This window comes from Amycolatopsis sp. VS8301801F10 (assembly GCF_046195355.1).
Classification (GTDB): domain Bacteria; phylum Actinomycetota; class Actinomycetes; order Mycobacteriales; family Pseudonocardiaceae; genus Amycolatopsis.
Genome location: NZ_CP176065.1, coordinates 5,983,202 through 6,008,015 on the forward strand (window position 1 = coordinate 5,983,202; position 24,814 = coordinate 6,008,015).

Genomic DNA, 24,814 nt, shown 5'->3' on the forward strand with positions numbered 1-24,814 from the left:
CCCGTGCCGAAGGCGAACGACCACCAGCGCGAGCTGCGGGAGGCGATCCGCGCGATCGGCCCCGCGCTCGGCGCCGGGCACGTCGAACGAGACCGCACCGGCTCCTTCTCCGAAACCGGTTGGAAGCAGCTCGCCGAGACCGGGCTGTTCGGCCTTCCCTTCGCCGAGGAGTACGGCGGGCTCGGCCAGGACCTCGTCACCACGATGCACGTCCTGGAGGCGCTCGGCGAGAGCTGCCGCGACGGCGGGCTCAACTTCTCCGCGTCGACGCAGATCGTGAGCGTGGGCGTCGCGCTCAACCGGTTCGGCCGCGCGGCGCTGAAATCCCGGCACCTGCCGGGGATCTGCGCGGGCACCGCGATCGGCGCGCACGCCATCACCGAGCCCGAAGGCGGCTCGGACATCATGCGCATGCGCACGACCGCGGCGGCCGACGGCGACGGCTTCGTGCTCAACGGAGCCAAGGCGTTCGTCAGCAACGGCCCGATCGCCGACCTGATCGTGGTCTACGCCCGCACCGGCAAGCCGGAGAACCCGGCGGGCCTCACCGCGTTCCTGGTCGAACGCGGCACGCCGGGACTCTCCGCGGGCAAGCCGATCCAGAAGATGGGCCTGCGGACGTCGCCGCTGTGCGAGCTGTTCCTCGACGACGTCCGCGTCCCGAAGAGCAACGTCGTCGGCTCGGTCGGGGCCGGGTTCCTGGTGCTCGACCACGTGATGAAGTGGGAGATCCTGTGCTCCTTCGTCATCAACGCCGGCGAGATGCGCCACCGGCTGGAGCGGTGCGTCGACTACGCCCGCACCCGCACCCAGTTCGGCGCGCACATCGGCTCCTACCAGTCGATCGCGAACCGGATCGTCGAGATGAAGATCGACGTCGAGACCTCGCGCAAATGGCTCTTCGACACCGCCGAGAAGCTCGCCGCGAACGAGGACGTCGCCACCGACCTCGCCATCGCCAAGCTCGTGAGCAGCGAAGCCAACGTGCGCTCGGCGCTCTCGGCGATCCAGATCTTCGGCGGATACGGCTACACCGCCGAATACGGCCTGGAGAAGGAACTGCGCAACGCCGTCGGCGGAACCATCTACTCGGGCACCACGGAGGTCCAGAAACAGCGGATCTCCACCCTCCTCGGCCTCCACCGCGCCACCTCAGCGAAAGGGCGTGACCAGCAATGAATCCCGAGCCGGACCGGCTCACCCGTCCCACCGAATTCCTCGACTACGAATCGCCGACCGTGCGGACGTTCGTCGAGAACGCACTGTCGGGCAAGGACGCGAAGACCGACACGGACAAAGCGATCGCGCTCTACTACGCGGTGCGCGACGGCATCCGCTACGAGGTGTACGGCGCCGACCTCTCGCGGTCGGGCCTGAAAGCGAGTTCGGTCATCGAAGCCGGATTCGGCTTCTGCGTCCACAAATCCATCGTGTACGCCGCCGCCGTGCGCTCCGTCGGCATCCCCAGCCGGATCGTCTACGGCGACGTGCGCAACCACCTCGCGTCCGAACGGCTGCGCCAGCTCGTCGGCGGCGACGTCTTCCGCTACCACAGCCTCGCTTCCGTGCACCTGGACGGAAAGTGGGTGAAGGCCACCCCGGTCTTCAACAAACTGCTGTGCCGGCTGTACAAGATCGCGCCGCTCGAGTTCGACGGCCGCTCGGACAGCCTGTACCACCCCTACGACGAACTCGGCCGCAGGCACATGGAATTCCTGCGGATGCACGGCGACTTCGACGACGTGCCCTACGACCAGGTCGTCGACGGCATCCGGCAGGCGCATCCGCTGCTCTTCGCCAGCTCCGGCAAGAAAACCACCGCGGGCTCCCTCGCGGACGAAGCCGCTCCGATCCCGACCGCACACTGAACCCAGAGCACGTAAGGACGATGGTGGAGAAGATCAAGTTCCAGCTCGCCGAGAAGGACATCCCGACCACCTGGTACAACATCGCCGCCGACCTGCCGGGAACCGACCAGCCCGCCGCGCTCAACCCGGCGACCGGACAGCCGCTCTCGCGCGACGAACTGCTGCAGGTGATGCCCGAGCAGCTGGCCGACCAGGAGACCAGCACCGAGCGCGAATTCGAGATCCCCGGGCCGGTCCGCCAGCTCCTCGCGCAGTGGCGGCCCTCGCCGCTCTTCCGCGCCCGCCGGCTCGAGCGCGCGCTCGACACCCCGGCCCGCATCTACTACAAGTACGAAGGCGTCGCCCCGACCGGCAGCCACAAGCCGAACACCGGCATCCCGCAGGCGTACTACAACAAGCTCGCCGGCAAGACCGGCCTCGTCACCGAGACCGGCGCGGGCCAGTGGGGGAGCGCGGCCGCGCTCAGCTCGTCGATGTTCGGCATGACCGCCAAGGTCTTCATGGTCAAGGTGAGCTTCGAGCAGAAGCCCTACCGCCGCGCGCTGATGGAGTCCTTCGGCGCGGTCTGCATCCCCAGCCCCAGCGTCGAAACCGCCGCCGGACGCGCGATCCTCGCCGAAGACCCCGATTCGCCGGGCAGCCTCGGCATCGCGACCTCGGAAGCACTGGAGGTCGCGAGCCAGGACCCGACGCTCGGCTACACCCTCGGCAGCGCGGCCAACCACGTCCTGGCGCACCAGACCGTGATCGGCCAGGAAGCGCTGCTGCAGATGGACCTGGCCGACGACTACCCCGACATCGTCATCGGCTGCTCCGGCGGCGGCAGCAACCTGGCCGGACTGTCGTTCCCGTTCCTCGGCAAACAACTGCGCGGCGGCCCCCAGGTCCGCGTCGTCGCCGTCGAACCCGCCGCCTGCCCGACGCTCACCAAGGGCAGCATCGCCTACGACTACAGCGACACCGGCCAGCTCGGCCCGCTCTTCCGGATGCACACCCTCGGCCACAAATTCGTGCCGCCCGCCGTGCACGCGGGCGGCCTGCGCGCCCACGGCATCGGCCCGCTGATCAGCCGCGCCATCGAGGAGAAGCTGATCGACCCGATCGCGGTCGGCCAGCTCGGCTGCTTCGAAGCCGGCGTGCAATTCGCCCGCACCGAAGGCATCCTGCCCGCGCCGGAGTCGACCCACGCGATCCGCGCGGCCATCGACGAAGCGACGCGGTGCAAGGAAGAGGGACAGTCGCGGGCGATTCTCTTCGGCTTGTCCGGTCATGGACACTTTGACCTGACCGCATACGACAAATACTTCGCGGGCCAGCTCGAAGACGAGATCGTCGACGACGAGGCTCTGAACCGGGCTGCCGCGAGCATCCCCGAGGTGACTCTTCTGTGACCGAAACTCCCAGGACGCGGCTGGCTCAGGGGCTCCTGCCCCTGACCGGCTTCGCGTTCCTCACCGCCGCGCTCGACGTCTTCGCGGGAAACCAGCTCCAGGCACACGACCCGGCGACGGTCGCGGCCATCTCGTTCACGCTCGCCGCCGTGTTCTTCCTCGGCGGCGACATGATCAGACGCGGCCCCGCCGCGGCACTGCGGCCGCTGCGGGACAACCGCTCCGACGTGATCATGATCAACGTGACGACCGCCGTGACCTGGCTGTCGATGCTCTACGCGCTGAAGTTCCTCGAACCGGCGATCGTGAACGTGGTGGGGCTCGCGCTCGGCCCGCTGCTGACCGTGCTGGTCAGCCCCGTGCTCCGGCCTGGGACGAAGGTGCTGCGCACCGAGGTCGTCATCTCGCTGTTCATCGGCGTGATGATCGCGATGCTGGTCTGGGGATCGTTCACCGGGCGCAGCGCGCTGGGCGAACGGTCCACTGTGGACACCGCGATCGGCATCGCGCTCACCCTGCTCACCGGACTCGGCTCGGTGACGAACGTGATCTACTCCAAACGGCTCAGCGAAGCGGACCTGAAGCCGCAATCGGTGCTGGCGGTGCGGTTCTTCCTGATGCTGGCCGTGACCTGGACGCTCGTCGCGGTCAACGACCACCCGGGCGTCGGGACGGCGTTCCTGCCGTCCCTGATGATCGCGGTCGTCGGCGTCGCGGTGCCGCTGTACCTGCTGCAGGTCGGCATCAAGCACACCGAGCCGATCACCGCGTCGATCCTGCTCACGCTCTCGCCGCTGTTCGCGTTCTTCCTGCAATTGCCGGACCAGCGGCTCACCCCGTCCGCGATCACCTTCGCGGGCGTGGTCGGCATCGTCGCGCTCGTCGCGATCAGCACGGTGGCCCGGACCAAACACGACGCGAAAACCGCGGCACAGACCTCGGAGGAAGCGGGGGCCAGCTCATGAAATGCGCCATCGTCGACGCGTACGGCATCGGCCGCTACCTGCCCGCCGCGCTGCGCCGCCACGGCGTGGAACCCGTGCACGTCCGCTCGGAGTTCCCCGACGTGCACCTGAGCTACCGGCCGGAGGACTTCGAGATCGACCTCCAGCACGACGGCGACCTCACGGCCACCGCGGCGAAACTGCGCGAACTCGGCGTCGGATTCGTGGTCGCCGCCATGGAATCGGGCGTCCTGCTGGCGGACGCGCTGTCCGCCGAACTCGGCACCCCGGGCAACGGCATGACCACCCCGGCCGCGCGACGGAACAAGCACCTCATGGTGCAAGCCGTCCAACGCGCGGGCCTCGCCGTCGCGGACAGCTTCGCCTCGCCCTCCGCGGACGAGGTCGTGGCGTGGGCCCAGACCCGCGGCGAATGGCCGGTCGTGCTCAAACCCACCACCAGCGCGGGCATGGACAACGTGCACTTCTGCCACACCGCCGACGACATCCGCGCCGGCCACGCCAGCATCATGGCGGCCAGCACCCGCTACGGCCAGAAAAACGACACCGCGCTCGCACAGGGCTACCTCGACGGCGACGAATACTTCGTCAACACCGTCAGCCGCGAAGGCAAACACCACATCGTCGAAATCTGGCGCTACCGCAAGCACCAGATCGACGCGACCCGCTCCATGGTCAGCAACGAACACCCGGTGGCGTACGACGACCCCGACGCCAAACAGGTCGGCGAATACGCGCTCGGCGTCCTGGACGCCCTCGAAATCCGCAACGGCGCCGCGCACACCGAGATCATGCAGACCGCGAACGGACCGGTCCTGGTCGAAAGCGGAGCCCGGCTCGGCGGCGCGCACCTGCCCGACATCGTGACCCGGTCGATCGGCACGAACCAGGTCGACCTGCTGGCCAAGACCATCGCCGCACCCGAGGAGGTCATCGAAGGCAAGCTGCCGACCTACCAGCTGCTCAACCACGTCCGGTTCATGAACCTGATCGTCCCCCTGGACGGCGTCGTCCCGGACGACGCGGGCTGGAACCCGGTCCGCGCACTCGAATCGTTCCTCGAGCTGATCGTCACCCAGCCGGCCGGCAAGCGCATCGAACGCACCGTCGACCTGGCCACCTCGCCCGGAAACCTCTACCTCACCAACGCCGACCCCGACCGGCTCGACGCCGACTACCAGCGGGTCCGCGAGCTCGAACGCACCACCCTCTACCGCCCGCACCAGTGAACCCATCACCGACAGGGGAGCAGATGACCCAGGCAATCACCCGGCTGGCCGAAATCAGCGCGGACTACCAGCACGTCGAGAAGTCCATCGTGCCCGCCGACGACCTCAGCCTGCCCGGCGCCCATCTCAAGTGGTACGACATCTACCTCGCCGGCCGCGACACCCCGGCCGAGATCCGCGACCAGGCCCGCGAATTCCTGCGCGCCGAAGTCGAAGCGGGCCGGCTCGAATTCCGCGACGAGCTGGGCTACGCCATGCTCCACCTCGACGGCGAAGGCTACTTCCTGCTCGTGGTCGTCTGGCGCAACACCAACGAAATGTGGCAAACGCTCTACGGCCGCGACGAGAACGGCTTCCACCCGTACCCGCCCAAGGAAGGCGCGCTCAAGCCGACCCAGAACATCTTCGAACTCGACTGCACCGCCCACGAACGCCGGGCCTGGTCGCGCTACCTGACCTCCGCCCGCGACGAAGCCGCCAAGCGCGCCTACATCGACGACAAGTGCACCGGCATCCTGGTCTGAACCAACGCCGTGCCCGCACCGCCCAGTGCGGGCACGGCTCCCGTTATTCGCTTGCCGCACCAGCTCTTCCGCCGGGACCATGCAGGACATGCGCTTCTCGATCAACATCCCGAACTTCGGCGACTTCGCCGACGCGCGGACGGTGGCGAAAGTAGCGGCAGCGGCCGAACAAGAAGGCTGGGACGCGCTGTTCCTCTGGGACCACGTGGTCCACGACAAAGACATCCGCCGGAACCAGCCCTTCGGCGACCCCTGGATCCTGCTCACCGCGGCCGCGCTCGCGACCACCAAGCTCAAAATCGGCACGCTCGTCACCGCGGTGCCCCGCCGCCGCCCCGAGCACCTGGCCCGGCAAGTCGCCACCCTCGACGCCCTCAGCGGCGGACGAGTCGTCTTCGGCGCCGGCCTCGGCGGACCGATCCAGGACGAATTCGGCAGCTTCGGCGAACCCACCGACCCGGTCGTCCTCGCCGAACACCTCGACGAAAGCCTCGGCCTCCTCGACCGCTACTGGTCCGGAAACCCCGTCGACCACGACGGCAAGCACTACCAGGTCCGCGACGTCACCCTCCGGCCCGCCACCGTCCAGCAGCCGCGCCCGCCGGTCTGGCTCGCCGCCGTCTGGCCCAACCGCCGCCCGGTCCGCCGCGCCGCGCACTGGGACGGCGTCGCCCCGCTGTTCAAAAACGCCACCCACGGCGTCGCCCCGGCCGCCGAAGACGTCCGCGACCTCGTGTCCTACGCCCGGAAACACGGCGCGGGGGAGAAGTTCGAATTCGTCGTCGGCGGAGCCAGCCCCGGCGAACCGGCCCGAGCCCGCGACCTGATCGCCCCGCTCGCCGAAGCCGGCGCGACCTGGTGGGACGAACGGCAGCTAATCACCACCAGCGACCTCGACCGCCTCGAACCCACCCTGCGCCGCATCAGCCAGGGACCGCCCAGGGGAGTGGACTAGACCTCCACCACCAGCACCCGGCTCACCCGCTCCGCGAACCGCCGCACCGACTCCGGCGACACCTCGCCGCCCAACCCGGCCGCCGGAAGGAACCGAACCGTCGTCCCGGTAGTGCCATCCGACGGCACCGCGACCAGCTCGCCGACCGGAACGCCGTGCCGGTACCGCTGCGTCCACGCGCCCTCGGCCCGGCGGTTCGTGTGCACCAGCCATTCGCTCAACGCCGCGACCACCGACATCCCGTACCGCGGATGCCCGTCGGGGAGGGGAGTGGCGGGCGGGGAATCGAAGTACCGGAGGTCCTTGGTCGCCATGACCGGCTTCCGCACCGGCCGCCCGTCGGCACCGACCGCCATTTGCGTCCCGCGGCCGTCGTCCGCGACGGAAACCGAACCGTCCAGGTGAAATTCGACGACCGCACGGCCGGAACCCTGATGCTCGGCCTCGTCCGCGGCGTAGGCGAGCACCTCGAGAATCAGGTGGCACCTCCCGGTCGGCGCGTACCGATCCGGATGCTCCCGGATCAACCGCAGATGCTCCGGATCGTGGTCCCGGGACCAGTCGTGCGTCGTCGGCTCAGGCAGCGGCATTCATCCATCCTGCCACCGATCCTTGACCTGGTCCGCGCTCCAGCACCTACGTTCGCCGCCATGACCAGAACGCTCATTACCGGTGCCACCAAAGGACTCGGCTACGAAACCGCCCGCCGTTTGGTCGCTGCCGGGCACACTGTCTACCTCGGAGCCCGCGACGCCGCACGAGGACAACGAGCCGCGGAGGAACTCGGCGCACGGACCGTTCAGCTCGACGTCACCGACGAAGCGTCGGTCCGCGCCGCGGCGAAAACCGTCGAGGCCGAAGGGGGACTGGACGTCCTCGTGAACAACGCGGGCATCGCCATCGAGCTGAAGAGCGACGGGGAACCGGCCGGTGCGGCGGAAACCACCGCAGATCTGATGCGGGAAACGTTCGAAACCAACGTCTTCGGCGTCGTGCGGGTGCTGCACGCGTTTCTGCCGCTCCTGCAACGATCGTCCGCGCCGGTGGTGGTGAACGTCAGCAGCGCGCTGGGATCGCTGGGCAGGATGACCGACCAGGCCACGCGCCAGTACGCCTACCGCGGAGTGGCGTACCCGGCGTCGAAGGCCGCGGTGAACATGGTGACCGTGCAGTACGCGAAGGCGCACCCGGAAATCCGGATCAACGCCGTCGAACCCGGCTACACCCAGACGGACATCAACAGACGCCGCGGCGGACAGCCAGTCGAACAGGGTGCGGAGATCATCGTCCGGATGGCCCAGATCGGCACGGACGGCCCGACCGGCACCTACTCGGACATCAACGGCCCGCTGGCCTGGTAAGGGTTGCGAGAATCCTTCCGGAACACCCATACCAAGCTCCGGCTGGGCGAGCGGAGCTGAGCACGGTCCCGCCGCTTACTTGACATAATGTACATTATCGGCGTTTCGGTGACCTGCTGATCAGCGGGTTGAGGAGAGGTTTCCCGAGGGCTTCTGACGCAGTCGCACGACTTGTCTCCGCACGCGGCGGAGTGAAGCTCGATCGCTCCGGAGTCAGTCGGCAGTTGCTTCCCGATCCGGGTCTCCGGTCAGGCCTTGAGGGCGGCTGCCTCGGAGAACAACTCGGGATCCCCGACGGGAACAGTCGTCCCAGTCGTGCTTAATTCGTCACCGTGACGAATTAAGCACGACTGGCTGGACGTTGAGGTTGGAGCACAACAACTTTCTCCACCGCGCCAAAGCCGACTCGGCCGTCCTGAAGATCCACTCGACCAGATGAACGCGGCGCAGATCCGCCCGGCGTCAGCTCGGTTCACCACGCCGAAGCAAGCCTGAACGCGGTCTTTGCGCATCGAGCAGAGACCCGCCGGGATTCATAGGGTGGTTCGGAAAGCGCTGTCCCCCAAGGGGATTCGACCCCTTCTCAAACCCCGTCGAACCCCTTCCGCAGCCATGTTTCATGCATAATCGCTATTATGCATCATATATCAGACAACCGGTAGCGTCGAAATTGTCGGTGCCGTGCGGTACAAGATCACTATGCTCGTTTCCGAGGCACAGCAAGCGTTCTTCGCGGCACGGCGGCCGCGCAAGGACTCGCCGCACACCACTGCCGCCTATCGGCGCGACCTCGCCGGGATCACCGCTCTCCTGCTGGCGGAGCTGGGGCGCGACGAGGTGGACGTCGAGGAGCTGACCGCGCCGGTGCTGCGGGCAGCCTTCGGCGCGTTTGCCGACAACCACGCGAAAAGCTCGGTGTTGCGCGCGTGGTCGACGTGGAACCAGTTCCTCACTTTCTGCGTGTCGGACGGACTGCTCCCGGGCAATCCGATGGGAGCCGTCGCGCGGCCCAAGACTCCCCCGCTCACGCCGAAACCCTTGCGGGGCGAGGAAACTCCCGAGCAACTGCTCGCCGCGGCGGCCGACGGCGCCCGGCGCGCGCGGGATCCCTGGCCGGAACGCGACGTGCTGGTGCTCGCGCTCGGGCTGGTCGCGGGCTTGCGGGCAGCGGAGATGCGCGCGCTCACCCCGCGGTCGGTGGTCGGGCGGGACGGCGAACTGCGGTTGCACGTCCACGGCAAGGGCAGCCGGGACCGGTCGATTCCGGTGCAGCCCGCGATGGCGAAACTGATCGAGGACTACCAGGCTTCGTGCCGCCGGCGTTTTCCCCGGCAGCGTTTCCCGGCGGGCGAGCCGCTGCTGCGGGACCGGGCGGGCAATCCGATCGGCCGCGGTGCGCTGGAGTACCTGGTGAAGTCGTGTTACCGCTGGGCGGGCCTGCACGACCGGGTGCCGACGGGCGCGAATCTCCACGCCCTGCGGCACACCTTCGCCACGCGGCTGGCGGAGGACGGTGCGACGGCGTCGGAGATCATGTCCCTGCTGGGGCACGCGAGCTTGGCGACGAGTCAGAACTACATCGAGGCGACCGGCCGGGAACAGCGCGCCGCCGCGGCGAGCAACCGGACCTATCGGGCGCTGAACGGGTTGGCACGGGACGACTCTTCTCGAGAGGGCACTGCGCGGGAGGCCGATGTGATTGCATGAACGGGTGACTGACGAACCCGCGCGCGTCGTGCGCGCCAGCCGTGAGATCGAGGCCCCCGCGGAACGGATTTTCGAGCTGATCGCCGACCCGTCGCAGCAGCCGAGCTGGGACGGCAACGACAACCTTGGCGAGGCCAAGCCGGGTCAGCGCGTCCACGCGGTCGGCGACGCGTTCATCACCACGCTCAAGAACGGCAAGGTCCGCGAGAACCGGGTCATCGAGTTCGAAGAGGGCCGCCGGATCGCGTGGCAGCCGGCGGAACCGGGCAAGGAAGCGCCGGGGCATTTGTGGCGCTGGGAGCTGAACCCGCTCAGCGCGACGCGTACCGAGGTGACGCAGACCTACGACTGGTCCGCCCTGGATCCGGACGACGTGAGGCGGAATACCCGCGCCCGGTGGACGACGGCGGACCGGCTGGAGGCGTCGCTGGAGCTTCTGGCGAAGGCGACGGAACGTCCCCAGCCGTAAGCAGGCGTGCGGTATCCGAGCGCAAGCTCGGCCATCCGAAGCGAGCACCGCGAGGTGCTGCTCCTCCCCTGCCTCGGGCTCAGCTGAACCCGACGCGTCCCGAACGGAGCTAAGCCGCAGAGCCAGGCGGTCGCTCGCCTCGTCGCGGCCGAGCCGGTAGCCGCCCGCCGAACGGGTCCGCGGGCGGCACTGCTCCGCTGTCCGGCCAGAACCAGATCGTGCGTGCAGGCAGTCCGGTGCGGCGAACTGGTTCCCCGATCGAGTCGCGTTCACTCACCTAGGCGCGGCAGAGCCGGTAGCCGATCAGACAGCTCCCCTCAACCAGGCATTCAGGCCGCGGCGGTGCTCCGGGGAAAGTCCTTGCGCTTGATCTTCGCGCGGCGTCCGTCCGGGTGGTGGAACACGATGCCCTCCGCGAGGTGTCCCGGGGAGAACTTGCTGTCCAAAGTGGCCAGGAACTCGCGCAGTCCCTCGTAGCTGCGCGGGACGTCCAGCACGGTGGGCGCCTGGAAGTCGAACGGCACGCAGAGGTGGTCCGTCAGCGCCAGCGGGTTCCCTTGGATGCGCGGCCCGAGCGCTTCGCACGGGTGCTCGCCGTCCGGCCACGCCGAGACGTCGGTGTTTCCCGCGGCGGCGAGGATCCACTTGTCGTCGGCGGACGTCTCGTCGGTGTCGACGTACCAGCCGTCGACGATTCCCTGCTGTTTCTGGGCTTTGCTCGGGTTGCGGCGTTTTTCGACGCGGACCAGGCGGCCGGAGCGGACGGTCAGCCGGACATTGGTGCCGTCGAGTTTCTCGGTCCCCACTCCGGCTCCGTCGAAGACCCACGCGCATTCGGCGCGGGGCCGGTCGATCACCTGGAAGCGCTCGTCGCGCTCGAAAAGCGTGGGGATTTTCTCCATGACCTGTTTCCCTCTTCTGACGTGCCCCAGCAGTTCTTCATGGCTGATGACGCCCTCGGCCAGTCCGCTCGCCAGCGACCGGACGAGGTCCGCCACCGACACGTCCGCCTCGACCGCGACGTGCTTCAGCGCCTTCTTCTCCTCCGGGGAGATCCAGGCGACGAGCCGCGACCAGCCTTCCGGGGGCGTCCAGCGAGCCGGGGCCTCGGGGTTTTTGCGGGGCCGGCCTCGCCCTCGGGGTGCGTCCACGGCGGGAACAGTAGAGCGCCAACGACACTTGTGTCAATCGGCATAACAGAAAATAGTCAGCAGGTCGGGACCGCTTTCCGAGCTAGGAAGCGAGGGACGTCAGCGGAGCTGTTCGAGATCCTTCGCCGAAGCCGCGATCTCCTCCGCGAGCTGCCGCAGCTCGTTCGCCGACGCGCCGTCCTGGGCGGCGGTCACGATGTCCTCCGCGGCGCAGCGGAGCTGGAAGAGCCGGTCCTGCAGGGCGGCGATCTCGGTGTCCGACAGCACGACCGCGTCCTCGGGCAGGCCGCTGCGCTGCAGGGCGGTGCGGCGTTCGTAGGCGCGCTGGCGGCAGGACTGTCCGCAGTAGCGGCGGCGGCGTCCGACGTTGCCCGCTTCGGGCAGGCGGCGGCCGCACCAGCCGCAGTGTTTCGGGGCGTTCGTGCGGCGCGGCACGACGCGTTCGTCGCCGGTCAGAGCGTGTTCGGCCAGTTCCCTCACCCGCCGGACTCTAGCTGTCCATCACGTTCTCACGACGGGGCCACACCGATGGCGCAGACTGGAAGCATGCGTCCACCGTTTCCGTACCTCGCCGACTCGCTCCCCCGCGCCTTCGCCCACCGCGGCTGGCACATCGGCGACCTGGAGGGGCTGGAGAACTCGCTGCCGGCGTTCCAGCGCGCGGTCGCCGAGGGGTACCGCTATCTGGAGACCGACGTGCACGCCACCTCGGACGGCGTCGTCGTCGTCCACCACGACCCGACGCTCGATCGCACGACCGACGGGCGCGGGGCGATCGCGACCCAGACCTGGGCTCAGCTCAAGGACGTCAAGATCGACGGCCGGGCCCCGCTGTCGCGGCTGGAGGACCTGCTCGAAGAGCTGCCGGACGCGTTTTTCAACATCGACGTGAAGGCCGACAGCGCGGTGGTCCCGTTCGTGCGGGCGCTGGAGCGGACCGGGGCGATCGATCGGGTCGCGGCGGCGTCCTTTTCGGACTCGCGGCTCGCGCGGCTGCGGAAGCTGGCCGGGCCGAAGCTGCTGACGGCGATGGGGCCGCGGTCGGCGTTCCTGTTGTGGGCGAACGGCTGGGCTCCGCTGCTGCAGATCAGCCGGTTCTCGGCGGGCTGGCTCGCGCAGGTGCCGGTGCGGCAGGGGCCGTTGAAGGTGGTGGACGAGGCGTTCGTGAAGTCGGCGGTGCGGCGCGGGTTCGAGGTGCACACGTGGACGATCAACGAGGCGGAGGAGATGCGGACGCTGCTGGACCTCGGCGTGCACGGGATCGTCACCGACCGGCCGGACCTGCTGCGCGAGGTGCTGCGGGAGCGGGGTGCGTGGAAGTAGCGGACTGAACCTGACCGCTACTTCTAGCAGGATCGAAGGCGTGCCGAAGACCTCCGCGCGGCTGTTGTCGCTGCTTTCGTTGCTTCAGGCCCGGCGGGACTGGCCGGGTGCGCTGCTGGCCGAGCGGCTGGAGGTCAGTCCGCGCACGGTGCGCCGGGACGTCGACCGGTTGCGGGAGCTGGGCTATCCGATCGTCACGACGAAGGGTCCGGACGGCGGTTACCGGCTCGATGCCGGGGCGCGGCTTCCGCCGCTGCTCTTCGACGACGACCAGGCCGTCGCGCTGGCGATCGCGTTGCAGTCGGCGACCGGGGCGGGGATCGAGGAGGCGGCGCAGCGGGCGTTGCAGACCGTGCGGCAGGTGATGCCCGCGCAACTGCGGCATCGCGTCGACGCGTTGAGCTTCACCGCCGTCGAGCGCCCGGCGCCGCAGGCGGATCCGCAGACTCTCGTCGCGTTGAGCGCTGCCGTGCGCGCCCGGGAGGTGCTGCGGTTCGATTACGCCCCAACGGATACTCCGCCCCGGCGCGTGGAGCCGCATCATCTCGTCACGTGGGGTCAGCGCTGGTACCTGGTCGCGTGGGATCTCGATCGGGAGGATTGGCGGATCTTCCGCGCGGACCGGATCACGCCGCGCACGCCCACCGGGCCGAAGTTCGCCGGTCGCGGGCTGTCGGATGTGGCCGCGTTCGTGGCCGCGCGGTTTCGCGGGACGGATCTGTCCGGCGAATGGCCGTGCCGCGGCGAGGCGATCCTGCGTCTCCCGGCTACGGAAGCGGCGAGCTACCTGGCCGACGGGGTGGTCGAGGCGCTCGGGCCGGACCGGTGCCGGGTGAGCCTCGGGGCCTGGTCGTGGCGCGGGCTGGCCGCTTCGTTCGGCCGGGTCGACGCCGATCTCGAGGTCGTCGGCCCGGCCGAACTGAAGGAAGCGTTCCGGCAGCTCGCCGCGCGCTACGCCGAGGCGGGGCGGGTCAGCGCGGAGCCTTGCCCTCCCACGCGGCCTTCCACGTCTTCGGACCGAGCCGGCCGGAATCGTTGATGCCGTTGGCGCGCTGCAGGTCCAGTACCGCGGTGCGGGTCTTGTCGTAGTAGCAGCCGGTGCCGCTGAAGCCGTAGCCGAAGGCGTTCATCCGCAGCTGGAACGTGCGCAGCGCGGGTGCGCAGTCGCCGTAGGCGTAGACGAGGCCGGGCCACGCGGGCGCCGCGCCGGGCGGGCCGGGAGGCGGAGTTGGCCGCGGTTTGGGCGCGGGCGGGGCCGGCAGTCCGCCGCCGCCGATGTAGGCGGCTTCTTCCCAGGAGGGGACGCGTTTGCTGCGGGCGTCGCCGTCGTTGGCCAGGCCGAGCATGCCGCCGCATTCCCAGGGCTGCCAGCCGCGCATCCGGTACAGGTAGAGCGCGCGGTAGTCCTGTTCGCGGGGGCTGGCGAGGTCCGGGCGGCCCTGGCCGCCGACGCTGCGCCAGGTGGGGAGGTCGAACTGGTAGGCGCCGTAGTAGCCGTTGCCGGTGTTGATCGAGTAGCGGCCGCTCGACTCGCACATGCGGAGCTTGGCCCAGGTGCTGGAGGCGGGGTCCGCGGAGGCGGGGCCGGTGACGACGAGTTCCATGCCGAGGACGGCGGCCACGAGCAGCAAGGCTCTCGCGGCGGCCCGTCTGGCAGTGCGAACGCGGTTGGTCATGTCACGCACACTAAGCACGCGACCCATCGACCACAAGAGTCACACCACGCTCAGCAGTCTCACATGACACGCCCGGAAAACCCGGCAGCGACACGCCCGGCTCGGCGTGTCGCGCGTTCCGCCGCGCGGCGTGGCGGAAACCGGAAGCGACGAACCGGACACGGTTTGCCCCCTTCGGCGGTACCGACCGGGCCCGCGCCAGTAATGTCCGGCGCGACCTGGAGATTCGCGACCGATCGAGGAGCCGTGGATGACGCTGGCCGAGACCCGGGACAGCAAGCGGGAACGGTGGGGCTGGTACTTCTACGACTGGGCCAACTCGCCGTTCTATTCGTCGGTCACGACGGTGTTCGGCGCGCTCTACATGAGCAGTGTCGCGGCCTCCGACGCGAAGCAGAACATCACCCTTAACGGGGACAGGGCTTGCCTCAACGCGTCCGGCGCGGACGACAAGCTCAACCACTGCGACGTGTCGCTGTTCGGCCTCCACTTCCCCGCCGGCTCGCTGTGGGGCTACCTGTTGTCGGTCGCGACGATCGTGCAGGTTCTGGTGCTGCCGATCGCGGGCGCGGTGGCCGACCGCAGCCGCAACAAGCGCAAGATCCTCGGCGGGTTCGCCGCGCTGGGCGCGGTCGCGTCGGCGCTGATGTTCTTCATGGCCGGTTCGGACTGGCAGCTGGGCGCGGCGCTGTTCGTCCTCGCCAACATCGGGTACGGCGGATCGCTGGTCGTCTACTACTCGTTCCTGGTGGACATCGCGACGCCGGACGAGCGCGACGACGTGTCGGCCAAGGGCTGGGCGTTCGGCTACCTCGGCGGCGGGCTCGCCCTCGCGTTGCAGCTCGCCTTCTACCTCAGCCGCGAGTCGCTCGGCATCGACACCGGACTCGCGGTGCGGATCTGCTTCCTCACCTCGGGAATCTGGTGGGCCGTGTTCACCGTCCCGACCCTGCGGCGGCTCCCCCGCGTCCACGTGCCGACCGCGACCCAGCGCGGGGTTTCGGTGCTGCGGGCCGGTTTCCGCGAGCTGCGCCAGACGCTCGGCGAGGCGAAGGCGTATCCGCTCACGCTCGCCTTCCTCGGCAGCTACCTGCTCTTCGCGGACGGGATCAACACCGTCGTCACCGTCTCGGCGCAGTACGGGAAGGACGAGCTGCGGTTCTCCGACGAGGTGTTGATCATCACGGTGCTGGTGATCCAGTTCCTCGCCTACGCGGGCGGCGTGCTGCACGGCCTGCTCGCGCGCCGCCTCGGCGCGAAGCGGACGATCCTGGTCAGTCTCGTGCTGTGGGTCGTGGTGCTCGGCGGGGCGTACTTCGTGCAGCCGAGGCAGCCGCTGCAGTTCTTCGCCGTGGCGATCGGCATCGGGCTGGTGCTGGGCGGGACGAACGCGCTGGCCAGGTCGCTGTTCAGCCAGATGATCCCGGCCGGGAAGGACGCGCAGTACTACTCGCTCTACGTCGTGGGCGAGAAGGGCACGTCGTGGCTCGGGCCGCTGGTGTTCGCCGGCGTCGGGCAGGCGACCGGGTCGTTCCGGCTGGCGATCGTCGCGCTCGTGGCGTTCTTCGTGCTCGGCTTCGTGTTCGTCGCGCTGGTGCCGGTGCGGCGCGCGATCGCGGCCGCCGGGAACCGTCCGCCGGAGGTGCTGTGAGGCCCAGATAGGGTCGGTCGTCGTGACCGCTGCAGACGACGTTGTGCTCGACGACCCCACCGACGCGCTTTCCGCGGCCCCGCCCGCCGGGGCCCGGCGCAACGGTCCCGCGCGGGGACGGCTGAAGTTCTGCTACGGCCCGATGGACTGCGGGAAGTCGACGCTCGCGCTGCAGATCGACCACAACCACGCGCGCCAGGGCCGGCGCGGTCTGGTGCTGGTCCGCCACGACCGGTCCGGCGCGCCGCAGATCACCAGCCGGATCGGCATCGTCCGGCGGGCGACCGAGGTCGCGACCGGCACCGACATCCGGGACCTGGTGCGCGAGCAGTGGGCGCGCGGGCAGCACGTGGACTACGTGATCGTGGACGAGGCGCAGTTCCTCTCCCCCGCCCAGGTCGACCAGCTCGCCGAACTCGCCGACGAGGCGGGCGTCGACGTGTACTGCTTCGGCATCGCGACCGACTTCCGCAGCCGGCTGTTCCCGGGCGCGGCCCGGCTGTTCGAGATCGCCGACGAGCTCCAGCCGGTCCAGGTCGAGGTGCTCTGCTGGTGCGGGCTGCCGGGGCGGTTCAACGCGCGCGTGCGCGACGACGTGATTCTCCGTGACGGAGACACCGTTGTGGTGGCAGATACCGAACACTCCGTAGTTGAACCTTCAGCTTCAGCACGGTCTGATGCCGAAACGGTCACGGTCCGTTATCAGGTACTGTGCCGTCGCCACTTCCGCTCAGGGGATCTGGGACCCGCTGCCGCCCAGCACGGTCAGTTACGGTTGTCCTAGCGCTAACCTAACTAGCCCGACTGGGGGATATCCGCACTAAGAAGGCGGTATCCGCGTCACGTCAGAGGGCGAAACGACTCCCTCTGGAGGAAGCTGAAGACCACGGGTGACGCAGCTCATCGTGAGCAGCGACATGGCGTGCCGGGAATCCCTCGGACGCCTCGTTCGTTGCATAGGGTGAGCATCACCCTGGCTCCACCCGGAGCTGACTGAAAGGAATCCCACTATGGCCGACCGTGTTCTCCGTGGAAGCCGGCTGGGAGCGGTCAGCTACGAGACCGACCGCAATCACGATCTCGCTCCGCGCCGTACCGTGCGCTACTCCTGCCCCAAGAACCACGAGTTCGAGGTGCCGTTCTCCGACGACGCCGAGATCCCGACGGTGTGGGAGTGCCGCCTGCACGGCAGCGAATCCGAGATCGTCGACGGCGGGCAGCCCGAGCAGAAAAAGGTCAAGCCCCCCAGGACCCACTGGGACATGCTGCTGGAGCGCCGCTCCATCCCCGAGCTCGAGGATCTGCTGAACGAACGTCTCGCCGAGCTCAAGGGACGCCGGACCAGCCGGTCCGCTTGAGCCTCGGCCAGTAGCTGGCTCCCACCACCGAACAGGAACGGCCCCCGCGACCTCCCCCCGCGGGGGCCGTTCCGCGTCCGCGGCCGTTTTGCCGGGTGCGCGTCCGGCACCGCGGGTCAGGCCGCCGCGTCGGCGCGGGCCTGCCGCCACCGAGGGCTGTCGACGTAGTGGTTGTCGTACTGCTCCGAGGACGCGGCGATCTCCTTCGGGTCCGCTTCGCCGCGGGCGACCCGGTCGAGCAGCCGGTAGTAGCCGAAGCGGGCCATGCCCGGGGTGAAGACCACCAGCACGTCGGCGGCTGAGCCCGCGGCCGGGCCGAAGGCGTGCGGGACGGTCGGCGGCACGGCGAGGAAATCGCCGGGTTCCAGGGTGTGCAGGTCCTCGCCTGCCAAGACCTGAAGCGCGCCGTCGAGGACGTAGAAGAACTCGGTCGCGCGGGTGTGGAAGTGCGCGGGCGTGCCGAAGACGCCCTGGCCCAGGGTGGCGCGATTGGTCGTGGCGGCAGCGGAGTCGGCCAGCAGCGTGATCAGGCTGCCGGGAGCGTCGGAGAGGACTTCGGCGTCGCCGGCGCGGATCAGGGTCGGTTCGGTCATCGGTTCCTCCGGGGCGGGGCGGGCTGGACAAGATCCAGCTTTCCGCCGCTGAGCTGGGCGAACAACGGAGAAGTCCGCATCGGTTGATAAGCTCTGGGTTATCGATCGGAGGCGAGGGTGGAACACCGGGACATCGAGGTCTTCCTCGCGCTCGCCGAGGAGCTGCACTTCGGCCGGACCGCGGAGCGGCTGCGGGTGTCGCAGGCGCGGGTCAGCCAATCGGTCAAGACGATGGAGCGCCGGATCGGGGCCCGGCTGTTCGACCGCACCAGCAGGCGCGTCTCGCTGACCCCGATCGGCCGCACGCTGGAAGCCGACATCCGGCCCGCCTACCGGCAGCTGCTGGCCGGGATCGAGCGAGCGGTCGCCGCGGGCCGCGGCGTCGAGGGCGTCGTGCGGCTCGCCTTCGAGGCTCCGGCCGTGGCGAACCTGATCTCCGACGTAACCAGTGCTTTCCGGGCCCGGTACCCGGGCTGCGAGGTCGACCTCAGCGAGGCTCCTTTCGAGGATCCGCTCGCCACGCTCCGTTCCGGCGAGGCCGACCTGGCCGTGGTCCTGCTGCCGGTCGCCGATCCCGCGATCACGACGGGACCGGTGGTGCACACCGAACCGATGGTGCTCGCCGTCGCGTCCGGGCATCCGTTCGCCCGCCGGGAGTTCGTCACGCTGGAAGACCTCGGGCGCGACCCGGTCCTGCGCGCCGCGCATCCGCCGCCCGCCTACTGGCGGGAGCCGCCCGAACCGTGGGCGACGCCCGCGGGCGTCCCGATCACCCGCGGGCGCGCCTGCCGCACTTTCCAGGAACTTCTGCTGGTCATCGGCGCGGGGGAAGGGATCTGCCCGCTCGCCGCGCACGCCGCGGAGTACTTCGCGCGGCCCGGCATCGCCTTCGTGCCCTTCCGCGACGCCCCGCCGGCCCAGTGGGGGCTCATGTGGCGCAGCGCCGGGGAGACCGCGCTGGTCAAGGCGTTCGCAGCAACTGCCGCCGAGCACCGGCCCTAGCCCAGGCCCACACCGCGAACGCGCATCCGGCGAACGCCGCGCCCAGGACGGCGGAGCCGGTCCAGCCCGCCGCGGCGAACGCGGTCGTCGTCGTGGCCGCGCCCAGGGCGGAACCGAGCGAGTAGAAGATCATGTAGCCGCCGATGACGCTGCTGGTGCGGTCCGGACGCGCCGCGGTGAGCAGGTGCTGATTGCTGACATGCACCGCCTGCACGGCGAAATCGAGCACCAGCACGCCCAGGGCCAGCAGCCACAGCGACGGTTGCCCGATCGCCAGCCAGGACGCCGCCAGCAGGACCAGCGCTCCGCCGGTGACGAGGCTCGCGTGCCCGCGGTCGGCCCACCGTCCGGCGCGGGCGGCGCCGAGCGCGCCGGCCAGGCCGACCAAGCCGAACAGGCCGATCTGCGCGGTGCCCAGGTTCCACGGCGCCGCGGCGAGCGGCAGCGACAGGCCGCTCCACAGCGTGCCGAACGACGCGAACAGGAAGAACGCGATCAGCCCCCGCGAGAGGAACAGCGGCTCGCGGAACAGGCCGCCGAGCGAAGTCGCCACCTGCCGGTACGTCGTGCCCTCGCGGCGCGGGTCCGGCGGCATCGTCCTCAGCACCAGACCGGCGAGCGTCGCCAGCAGCACCGCGAGCACCACGTAGACGCCGCGCCAACCCCACAGCTCGGCCAGCGCCCCGGCGGCGACGCGCGCGCCGAGGATGCCGAGCACCACGCCGGACGTCACGACGCCGAGGGTGCGGCCGCGTTCGTCCGGTGTGGACAGTGCGGCGGCGTAGGCGACGGTCGTCTGCACGACCACCGCGAACAAGCCCGCGAGCACCAATCCGGTCAGCAGCAACCAGGTTTGCCCGGCGACCGCGGCCAGCCCGGTGCCGACAGCGGTCAGCAGCAGATGCGCGGCGATGAGCTTGCGCCGGTCGACGAGGTCGCCCAGCGGAACCAGCGCGGCCAGTCCGGCCAGGTAGCCGAGCTGGCCGGCGGCGACGATCCAGCCCAGTGCGGCGTCCGGCACGCGCAGGTCCGCGCCGATCCGCGCCAGGACCGGCTGAGCGGCGTAAATGCTCGCGACGGCGACCGCGCACACCGCGGCGAACACGGTCCGGCGGCCCGTGGTGAGGCCCATGAGTCTCCCAATCAGTAGCGAATTGCAACTAATCGCACCGTACGGCAGAATGGTTTCAAAGAGCAACTCATCGAGGAGGCACGCGAACGTGGGCGAACATCCGGCCTGGACCGACCCGTCGTGTCCGGTGGCCCGCACGCTGGACCTCGTCGGCGACCGGTGGAGCCTGCTGATCGTCCGCGACGCGATGGACGGCGCGCGGGCGTTCACCGACTTTCAGCAGCGCACCGGCATCGCCCGGAACATCCTCACCGACCGGCTGCGCCGCCTGGTCGAGCGCGGCGTCCTCGACCGGCAGGCCGCCGAATCGGGCAAACGGCAGGTCTACTCGCTCACGGCGGCCGGCCGGGACCTGTTCACCGTCGTCGTCGCGCTCCGGCAGTGGGGCGAACGGCACGCCTTCTCCCCCGGCGAAGACCACTCCGTGCTGGTCGACGAGGCCGGACAGCCGGTCCCGCCGCTCAAGCCGGTCACGGCGAGCGGCGCGGCGGCCGGCGTCGAGACGACCTCGGTCCGCAAAATCCGCACAAGCTGACCCTGCGCCGCCCCTTGCATCGACGACGCGACGGGCATACAGTCAACGAACTGCTTGATAAAGAGATCGGTTGATAAAGATGTCCGTTGACAACGCCGAGGACCGTCTCGACCGGGCGTTCACCGCGCTGGGCGACCCGATCCGCCGCGCGCTGATCGCCCGGCTCTCGCGCGGCGAAGCGACGGTGAACGAACTGGCCGAGCCGTTCCCGGTGACGAAACAAGCCGTGTCGCGGCACGTCCAGGTGCTGGAGGCGGCCGGGCTGATCACGCGCAGCCGCGACGGCCAGCGCCGCCCGTGCCACCTCAACGCGGCCGCCCTCGAAGAGCTGACCAGCTGGATCGACACCTACCGGCTCACCCGCGAACGCGAGTACCGCCGCCTCGACAGCCTTCTCGAAGAGACCAAGGAGCAGGACGAATGAACCCGACCGCCATCACCGCCCAGCCCGGCACCCCGTTCATCGAGATCGTCCGCGAGTTCGACGCGACGCCCGCCCAGCTGTTCCGCGCCCACACCGACCCGGAGCTGCTCACCCGCTGGCTCGGTCCGCGCGACGTCGAGATGCGGATCCTCGAATTCGACGCGCGTTCCGGCGGGGCGTACCGCTACGCGCACGTCGGCCACGACGGCAGCGAGCACGTGTTCCGCGGCGTCTTCCACGCCGTGGAGAGAGCCGAGCGGCTAGTCCAGACCTTCGAGTACGAGGGCGCGCCCGGCCAGGTCAGCCTGGAAACCCTGACCTTCGAGGACCTCGGCGGCCGGACGCGGCTGCGGACCCGGTCGGTGTTCCCGAGCGTCGAGGCGCGCGACGCCATGGTCGCGAGCGGGATGGAACGCGGCGTCCGCGATTCGATGGACCGGCTCGCCGACCTCGTGCGCGACGCGGAGCAGCCGGGGGCGAGCCGGGTGGTCGTGGACATCTCGATGTCGCTGGACGGCTACGTCACCGCGCCGGGAGCCGGTCCCGACCACGGCCTTGGCGTCGGCGGCGAACCGCTGCACGCCTGGGTGTCCGACCCGACGCCGCGCGACGCGGAGATCCTGCACCGCTCCTTCACCGAGACCGGCGCGGTGCTCATGGGCCGCACCATGTTCGACGTCGTGGACAGCCCGAACGGGTGGGCCGACGAGGACGGCTACGGCGAGGGCGAGGACCGCGTCCCCGCGCCGCCGGTGTTCGTCGTCACCCACACGCGGCCGGAGAAAACCCGGCTGGGCGAACGGTTCCGGTTCGCCACGAACGGCCTCGAGCACGCGGTCGCACAGGCGCGCGCCGCCGCGGGCGGCAAGGACGTGATGGTCATCGGCGGCGGGTCGATCGCGTCGCAGGTGCTCTGCGCCGGGCTGGCGGACGTGCTGCGGATCCACCTCGCGCCGATCGTCCTCGGCGACGGAACCCCGTTGTTCCCCAAGGGAAACCCCGGCCCGGTGCGCCTGGAACCGCTCGGCGCGGTGTCGACGCCGGGCGCCGAGCACCTCACCTACCGCGTCCTGAAGTAACCGCCGCTCAGCCCCGGCCCAGCAGCTTCTTCAGCTGGGCCAGCCGGCGCTGCACGCCCCACTCCGCGACCCGGAAGAACGCCTCGGACATGATGCCGCCGCTCATCTTCGACACGCCGATCTCCCGGTCGGTGAAGGTGATCGGCACCTCGACGATGTCGAACCCGGCGTCCGCGGTGCGGCGCGTGAGGTCGATCTGGAAGCAGTAGCCGTGCGAGGCGACCTCGTTCAGCGCCAGCTTCTCCAGCACCGGGCGGCGGTACGCGCGGAACCCGGCGGTCATGTCCGCCACCTTGATCCCCAGCGCGATCCGCGAGTACAGGTTCGCCCCGCGCGAGAGCAGCGTCCGGCGCAGCGGCCAGTTCACCGTGCTGCCGCCGGGCACGTACCGCGACCCGATCGACAGGTCCGCGTCGCCCACCGCGTCCAGCAGCCGGGGCAGGTCCTCCGGCGCGTGCGAACCGTCGGCGTCCATCTCCACGAACGTCGCGTAGCCGCGCTCCATCCCCCAATGGAACCCGGCGATGTAGGCCTTGCCGAGGCCTTCCTTCGCGGTGCGGTGCAGCACGTGCACCCGCTTGTCCGCGGCCGCGCGCTCGTCGGCGAGCTCGCCGGTGCCGTCCGGGCTGCCGTCGTCGACGACGAGCACGTCGACGTTCGGAAGTGCCTTGTGGAGCCGGTCCAGCACCGGGCCGAGGTTGTCCCGCTCGTTGTAGGTCGGGATCACCACCAGCACCGGTTCGATCGATTCGGCCCCCCGCGGCGCCTGCGCCATCCGTGTCCTCCGCATCCGGCGGGTCAGCCCGCCGCTTCCCCTGCTGTGGTCCCCGTCGGCGCCGCCGTGCCGCGCCGGGTGCGAAAACGGAGCACGAACCCGCCGGCGACACCCGCGATCGCCAACGCCAGCAGCCCGTACTCCGTCCACGCACCGATTCGATCCGACAGCGTAGTCTGCGTGCGCAGCGGCACGCGCCCGACCAGGGCATCCGCCGTGAAAAGCCCGGTGGAGCTGGTGATCGTCCCGTCCGGGGCGACCAAGGCGCTCACCCCGGACACCGCCGACACCACCACCGCGCGCCCGTGCTCGACCGCGCGCAGCCGCGCCATCGCCAGCTGCTGGTAGCTCATCTCCCCCGGCCCGTACCACGCGTTGTTCGTCGGCACGACGAGCAGTTCGCCGCCCGCGTTCGCCGCGTCGCGCGCGGGCGCGTCGAACGCCGACTCGTAGCAGATGAACACGCCGATCTTCGTGCCCGCGACCGACAGCGCGGCGTTGGAGCCGTCGCCGGGACGCATGTCGCGGGTGTCGTCGATGAACGGCGTCACCAGCCGCGCGACCGCGCGGGCGGGCACGTATTCGCCGAAGGGCACCAGATCCTGTTTGACGTACCGCTGGCCCGGACCGGTGTTCGGGTCCCAGACGACCGCGGAGTTCTCCGCCGCCCCGTCCGGCGTGCGCACGAGGGCGCCGATGATCGCCGGAGCCCCGAAGGCCGACACCATCTGGTCGACGCCCGGGTCGTCGCCGTCGAGCGGGGTCGAGGTTTCCGGCCACAGCAGCAGATCCGGCTTCGGCGCCTGTCCTGATTGGACCTTCTGCAGCAGGCGGGCGCTCTCGGCGAGGGCGTTGGCGCGCAGGACCCCGCGCTGTCCCTGCAGAGCGAGGCCGATGTCCGGCGCGTTGCCCTGCACGGACGCGACGGTGAGCGAACCGTCCTGCGCCTCGGTGCCGATCGTCGGCCAGACCGCGAGCCCGGCCGCGGCGGGCAGCACGGTGAACACGGCAGGCCACACCAGCGCGCGGTCCCCGGCTTTGCGCGTGCGCCATAGCCTGCTGATCGCCGCTGCCAGGCCGAAACCGGTGAGCACGACGGCGAACCCGACCAGCGGAGCGCCGCCGACCGACGCGAGCGACAGGAACGGGCCCTCGGGCTGGCTGAACGCCACCCGGCCCCACGGGAACCCGCCGAGCGGGAACCACGTGCGCGGCGTTTCGAGCGCGACGAACACCAGCGCGCCCCAGAGCGGCGCCAGCGGCAGCCGCGCCACGACCCGGATCAGCCACCCGGCGAGTCCGAAGTAGAGCGACAGCGCGAACGACAGCGCCAGCCACGGCAGCGGCCCGAAGTCGCGGCCGAGGAAGTCCTGCAGCCACACCAGCAGCGGCACGAAGAACGCCATGCCGAACACGAAGCCGTACCCGAACGCGCCGCGGAACGACCGTCCACGAAGGACCAGCGCGAACGCGGCGAACGCCAGCGGGGCCAGCCACCACAGCGGGCGCGGCGCGAAGCTGAGGTAGTAGCCGTAGCCCGCCGCCGCCGTCGCCGCGACGCGCGCGAGCCAGGGCTTCCACGCCCGCTTTCGCTTGGTCTTGGGCGCAACGCCCGAATCGGCGTCCGCCACGCTCACTGCCACACC

The 24,814-nt window shown here is 70.0% G+C and carries 27 protein-coding genes; 19 read left to right on the forward strand and 8 right to left on the reverse strand.

The window, feature by feature from the left end; genetic code table 11:
* Positions 1 to 3 precede the first annotated feature (3 nt).
* From F9C11_RS28245 to F9C11_RS28275, 7 genes are all read left to right on the forward strand, one after another.
* Complete coding sequence (locus tag F9C11_RS28245; RefSeq protein WP_409180387.1) at positions 4 to 1,179, forward strand: acyl-CoA dehydrogenase family protein; 1,176 nt, start codon at positions 4 to 6, stop codon at positions 1,177 to 1,179.
* Positions 1,176 to 1,868, forward strand: coding sequence for a transglutaminase-like domain-containing protein (locus tag F9C11_RS28250; RefSeq protein WP_409180388.1), 693 nt, complete (start codon positions 1,176 to 1,178; stop codon positions 1,866 to 1,868). The genes F9C11_RS28245 and F9C11_RS28250 overlap by 4 nt, the downstream gene beginning before the upstream one ends.
* A gap of 20 nt (positions 1,869 to 1,888) precedes the next feature.
* Positions 1,889 to 3,259, forward strand: a complete 1,371-nt coding sequence (locus F9C11_RS28255; RefSeq protein WP_409180389.1) for a TrpB-like pyridoxal phosphate-dependent enzyme — start codon at positions 1,889 to 1,891, stop codon at positions 3,257 to 3,259.
* Positions 3,256 to 4,224: an EamA family transporter gene (locus tag F9C11_RS28260; protein WP_409180390.1), complete on the forward strand. Its 969-nt coding sequence runs from the start codon at positions 3,256 to 3,258 to the stop codon at positions 4,222 to 4,224. Before F9C11_RS28255 ends, F9C11_RS28260 begins: the two co-directional genes overlap by 4 nt.
* Complete coding sequence (locus tag F9C11_RS28265; protein ID WP_409180391.1) at positions 4,221 to 5,453, forward strand: ATP-grasp domain-containing protein; 1,233 nt, start codon at positions 4,221 to 4,223, stop codon at positions 5,451 to 5,453. The genes F9C11_RS28260 and F9C11_RS28265 overlap by 4 nt, the downstream gene beginning before the upstream one ends.
* Positions 5,454 to 5,476: 23 nt before the next feature.
* Positions 5,477 to 5,977 carry a hypothetical protein gene (locus tag F9C11_RS28270; protein WP_409180392.1) on the forward strand — a complete coding sequence of 167 codons (501 nt, stop codon included), beginning with the start codon at positions 5,477 to 5,479 and terminating at the stop codon, positions 5,975 to 5,977.
* Between the two features lie 88 nt (positions 5,978 to 6,065).
* Complete coding sequence (locus F9C11_RS28275) at positions 6,066 to 6,932, forward strand: LLM class flavin-dependent oxidoreductase (RefSeq protein ID WP_409180393.1); 867 nt, start codon at positions 6,066 to 6,068, stop codon at positions 6,930 to 6,932.
* Here the strand turns inward: F9C11_RS28275 and F9C11_RS28280 are convergent.
* The gene (locus tag F9C11_RS28280; protein ID WP_409180394.1) at positions 6,929 to 7,522 is read right to left on the reverse strand and encodes a hypothetical protein; all 594 of its coding nucleotides are present in this window, start codon (positions 7,520 to 7,522) and stop codon (positions 6,929 to 6,931) included. The genes F9C11_RS28275 and F9C11_RS28280 overlap by 4 nt on opposite strands.
* 60 nt (positions 7,523 to 7,582) lie before the next feature.
* Here F9C11_RS28280 and F9C11_RS28285 point away from each other — a divergent pair, with 60 nt between their 5' ends.
* The 3 genes from F9C11_RS28285 (at position 7,583) to F9C11_RS28295 (ending at position 10,469) form a co-directional block, all read left to right on the forward strand.
* On the forward strand, positions 7,583 to 8,293 hold the full coding sequence (locus F9C11_RS28285; protein WP_409180395.1) for an SDR family NAD(P)-dependent oxidoreductase: 711 nt from the start codon (positions 7,583 to 7,585) through the stop codon (positions 8,291 to 8,293).
* Positions 8,294 to 8,974: 681 nt separating this feature from the next.
* Positions 8,975 to 10,000 (forward strand): tyrosine-type recombinase/integrase, encoded by a 1,026-nt coding sequence (locus F9C11_RS28290; RefSeq protein WP_409180396.1) that lies wholly within the window; start codon positions 8,975 to 8,977, stop codon positions 9,998 to 10,000.
* Between the two features lie 4 nt (positions 10,001 to 10,004).
* Positions 10,005 to 10,469, forward strand: a complete 465-nt coding sequence (locus F9C11_RS28295; protein WP_409180397.1) for an SRPBCC family protein — start codon at positions 10,005 to 10,007, stop codon at positions 10,467 to 10,469.
* Between the two features lie 329 nt (positions 10,470 to 10,798).
* Here the strand turns inward: F9C11_RS28295 and F9C11_RS28300 are convergent, their stop codons facing one another.
* Together F9C11_RS28300 and F9C11_RS28305 are read right to left on the reverse strand one after the other, a co-directional pair.
* Entirely contained in the window at positions 10,799 to 11,620 is an 822-nt protein-coding gene (locus tag F9C11_RS28300; protein WP_409180398.1) for a hypothetical protein, read from the reverse strand.
* A gap of 99 nt (positions 11,621 to 11,719) precedes the next feature.
* A complete protein-coding gene (locus F9C11_RS28305; RefSeq protein ID WP_409180399.1) occupies positions 11,720 to 12,100 on the reverse strand; it encodes a hypothetical protein in 381 nt (126 codons plus the stop codon).
* Between the two features lie 66 nt (positions 12,101 to 12,166).
* On the opposite strand from F9C11_RS28305, the gene F9C11_RS28310 reads away from it, so the two are divergent.
* Together F9C11_RS28310 and F9C11_RS28315 are read left to right on the forward strand one after the other, a co-directional pair.
* Positions 12,167 to 12,943 (forward strand): glycerophosphodiester phosphodiesterase, encoded by a 777-nt coding sequence (locus F9C11_RS28310; protein WP_409180400.1) that lies wholly within the window; start codon positions 12,167 to 12,169, stop codon positions 12,941 to 12,943.
* 40 nt (positions 12,944 to 12,983) lie between these two features.
* The gene (locus F9C11_RS28315) at positions 12,984 to 13,982 is read left to right on the forward strand and encodes a helix-turn-helix transcriptional regulator (protein WP_409180401.1); all 999 of its coding nucleotides are present in this window, start codon (positions 12,984 to 12,986) and stop codon (positions 13,980 to 13,982) included.
* Here F9C11_RS28315 and F9C11_RS28320 read toward each other — a convergent pair.
* Positions 13,915 to 14,619 carry a transglycosylase family protein gene (locus F9C11_RS28320; protein ID WP_409180402.1) on the reverse strand — a complete coding sequence of 235 codons (705 nt, stop codon included), beginning with the start codon at positions 14,617 to 14,619 and terminating at the stop codon, positions 13,915 to 13,917. The genes F9C11_RS28315 and F9C11_RS28320 overlap by 68 nt on opposite strands.
* 250 nt (positions 14,620 to 14,869) lie before the next feature.
* Between F9C11_RS28320 and F9C11_RS28325 the strand changes: the two genes are divergently transcribed.
* The 3 genes from F9C11_RS28325 (at position 14,870) to F9C11_RS28335 (ending at position 17,628) form a co-directional block, all read left to right on the forward strand.
* Entirely contained in the window at positions 14,870 to 16,270 is a 1,401-nt protein-coding gene (locus tag F9C11_RS28325) for an MFS transporter (protein ID WP_409180403.1), read from the forward strand.
* 22 nt (positions 16,271 to 16,292) lie between these two features.
* On the forward strand, positions 16,293 to 17,054 hold the full coding sequence (locus tag F9C11_RS28330) for a thymidine kinase (protein ID WP_409180404.1): 762 nt from the start codon (positions 16,293 to 16,295) through the stop codon (positions 17,052 to 17,054).
* A 226-nt stretch (positions 17,055 to 17,280) separates the two neighbouring features.
* Positions 17,281 to 17,628 (forward strand): RNA polymerase-binding protein RbpA, encoded by a 348-nt coding sequence (locus F9C11_RS28335; RefSeq protein ID WP_009078445.1) that lies wholly within the window; start codon positions 17,281 to 17,283, stop codon positions 17,626 to 17,628.
* 116 nt (positions 17,629 to 17,744) lie between these two features.
* Here F9C11_RS28335 and F9C11_RS28340 read toward each other — a convergent pair whose 3' ends face one another.
* Positions 17,745 to 18,221: a cupin domain-containing protein gene (locus F9C11_RS28340; RefSeq protein ID WP_409180405.1), complete on the reverse strand. Its 477-nt coding sequence runs from the start codon at positions 18,219 to 18,221 to the stop codon at positions 17,745 to 17,747.
* Positions 18,222 to 18,338: 117 nt separating this feature from the next.
* On the opposite strand from F9C11_RS28340, the gene F9C11_RS28345 reads away from it, so the two are divergent.
* Positions 18,339 to 19,223: a LysR family transcriptional regulator gene (locus F9C11_RS28345; protein ID WP_409180406.1), complete on the forward strand. Its 885-nt coding sequence runs from the start codon at positions 18,339 to 18,341 to the stop codon at positions 19,221 to 19,223.
* Here F9C11_RS28345 and F9C11_RS28350 read toward each other — a convergent pair.
* Complete coding sequence (locus tag F9C11_RS28350) at positions 19,183 to 20,355, reverse strand: MFS transporter (RefSeq protein WP_409180407.1); 1,173 nt, start codon at positions 20,353 to 20,355, stop codon at positions 19,183 to 19,185. The two genes, F9C11_RS28345 and F9C11_RS28350, sit on opposite strands and share 41 nt — an antisense overlap.
* Positions 20,356 to 20,404: 49 nt before the next feature.
* Between F9C11_RS28350 and F9C11_RS28355 the strand changes: the two genes are divergently transcribed.
* From F9C11_RS28355 to F9C11_RS28365, 3 genes are all read left to right on the forward strand, one after another.
* Positions 20,405 to 20,890: a winged helix-turn-helix transcriptional regulator gene (locus tag F9C11_RS28355; protein ID WP_409180408.1), complete on the forward strand. Its 486-nt coding sequence runs from the start codon at positions 20,405 to 20,407 to the stop codon at positions 20,888 to 20,890.
* Positions 20,891 to 20,969: 79 nt separating this feature from the next.
* Positions 20,970 to 21,314 carry an ArsR/SmtB family transcription factor gene (locus tag F9C11_RS28360; RefSeq protein ID WP_409180409.1) on the forward strand — a complete coding sequence of 115 codons (345 nt, stop codon included), beginning with the start codon at positions 20,970 to 20,972 and terminating at the stop codon, positions 21,312 to 21,314.
* The gene (locus F9C11_RS28365; RefSeq protein ID WP_409180410.1) at positions 21,311 to 22,393 is read left to right on the forward strand and encodes an SRPBCC domain-containing protein; all 1,083 of its coding nucleotides are present in this window, start codon (positions 21,311 to 21,313) and stop codon (positions 22,391 to 22,393) included. Before F9C11_RS28360 ends, F9C11_RS28365 begins: the two co-directional genes overlap by 4 nt.
* 7 nt (positions 22,394 to 22,400) lie before the next feature.
* Here F9C11_RS28365 and F9C11_RS28370 read toward each other — a convergent pair whose 3' ends face one another.
* Both F9C11_RS28370 and lnt read right to left on the reverse strand, forming a co-directional pair.
* A complete protein-coding gene (locus tag F9C11_RS28370) occupies positions 22,401 to 23,168 on the reverse strand; it encodes a polyprenol monophosphomannose synthase (protein ID WP_409180411.1) in 768 nt (255 codons plus the stop codon).
* A 23-nt stretch (positions 23,169 to 23,191) separates the two neighbouring features.
* The gene (gene lnt, locus F9C11_RS28375) at positions 23,192 to 24,811 is read right to left on the reverse strand and encodes an apolipoprotein N-acyltransferase (protein WP_409180412.1); all 1,620 of its coding nucleotides are present in this window, start codon (positions 24,809 to 24,811) and stop codon (positions 23,192 to 23,194) included.
* Between the last annotated feature and the right edge of the window lie 3 nt (positions 24,812 to 24,814).

Excerpts from the sequence above, each read along its gene's own strand:
- F9C11_RS28320 (WP_409180402.1), bottom strand. The coding sequence starts at position 14,619 with ATGACCAACCGCGTTCGCACTGCCAGACGGGCCGCCGCGAGAGCCTTG.
- F9C11_RS28365 (WP_409180410.1), top strand. The coding sequence starts at position 21,311 with ATGAACCCGACCGCCATCACCGCCCAGCCCGGCACCCCGTTCATCGAG.
- F9C11_RS28270 (WP_409180392.1), top strand. The coding sequence starts at position 5,477 with ATGACCCAGGCAATCACCCGGCTGGCCGAAATCAGCGCGGACTACCAG.
- F9C11_RS28310 (WP_409180400.1), top strand. The coding sequence starts at position 12,167 with ATGCGTCCACCGTTTCCGTACCTCGCCGACTCGCTCCCCCGCGCCTTC.
- F9C11_RS28350 (WP_409180407.1), bottom strand. The coding sequence starts at position 20,355 with ATGGGCCTCACCACGGGCCGCCGGACCGTGTTCGCCGCGGTGTGCGCG.
- F9C11_RS28355 (WP_409180408.1), top strand. The coding sequence starts at position 20,405 with ATGGTTTCAAAGAGCAACTCATCGAGGAGGCACGCGAACGTGGGCGAA.
- F9C11_RS28265 (WP_409180391.1), top strand. The coding sequence starts at position 4,221 with ATGAAATGCGCCATCGTCGACGCGTACGGCATCGGCCGCTACCTGCCC.
- F9C11_RS28285 (WP_409180395.1), top strand. The coding sequence starts at position 7,583 with ATGACCAGAACGCTCATTACCGGTGCCACCAAAGGACTCGGCTACGAA.
- F9C11_RS28275 (WP_409180393.1), top strand. The coding sequence starts at position 6,066 with ATGCGCTTCTCGATCAACATCCCGAACTTCGGCGACTTCGCCGACGCG.
- F9C11_RS28280 (WP_409180394.1), bottom strand. The coding sequence starts at position 7,522 with ATGCCGCTGCCTGAGCCGACGACGCACGACTGGTCCCGGGACCACGAT.
- F9C11_RS28325 (WP_409180403.1), top strand. The coding sequence starts at position 14,870 with ATGACGCTGGCCGAGACCCGGGACAGCAAGCGGGAACGGTGGGGCTGG.
- F9C11_RS28255 (WP_409180389.1), top strand. The coding sequence starts at position 1,889 with ATGGTGGAGAAGATCAAGTTCCAGCTCGCCGAGAAGGACATCCCGACC.
- F9C11_RS28250 (WP_409180388.1), top strand. The coding sequence starts at position 1,176 with ATGAATCCCGAGCCGGACCGGCTCACCCGTCCCACCGAATTCCTCGAC.
- F9C11_RS28340 (WP_409180405.1), bottom strand. The coding sequence starts at position 18,221 with ATGACCGAACCGACCCTGATCCGCGCCGGCGACGCCGAAGTCCTCTCC.
- F9C11_RS28335 (WP_009078445.1), top strand. The coding sequence starts at position 17,281 with ATGGCCGACCGTGTTCTCCGTGGAAGCCGGCTGGGAGCGGTCAGCTAC.
- F9C11_RS28370 (WP_409180411.1), bottom strand. The coding sequence starts at position 23,168 with ATGGCGCAGGCGCCGCGGGGGGCCGAATCGATCGAACCGGTGCTGGTG.
- F9C11_RS28360 (WP_409180409.1), top strand. The coding sequence starts at position 20,970 with ATGTCCGTTGACAACGCCGAGGACCGTCTCGACCGGGCGTTCACCGCG.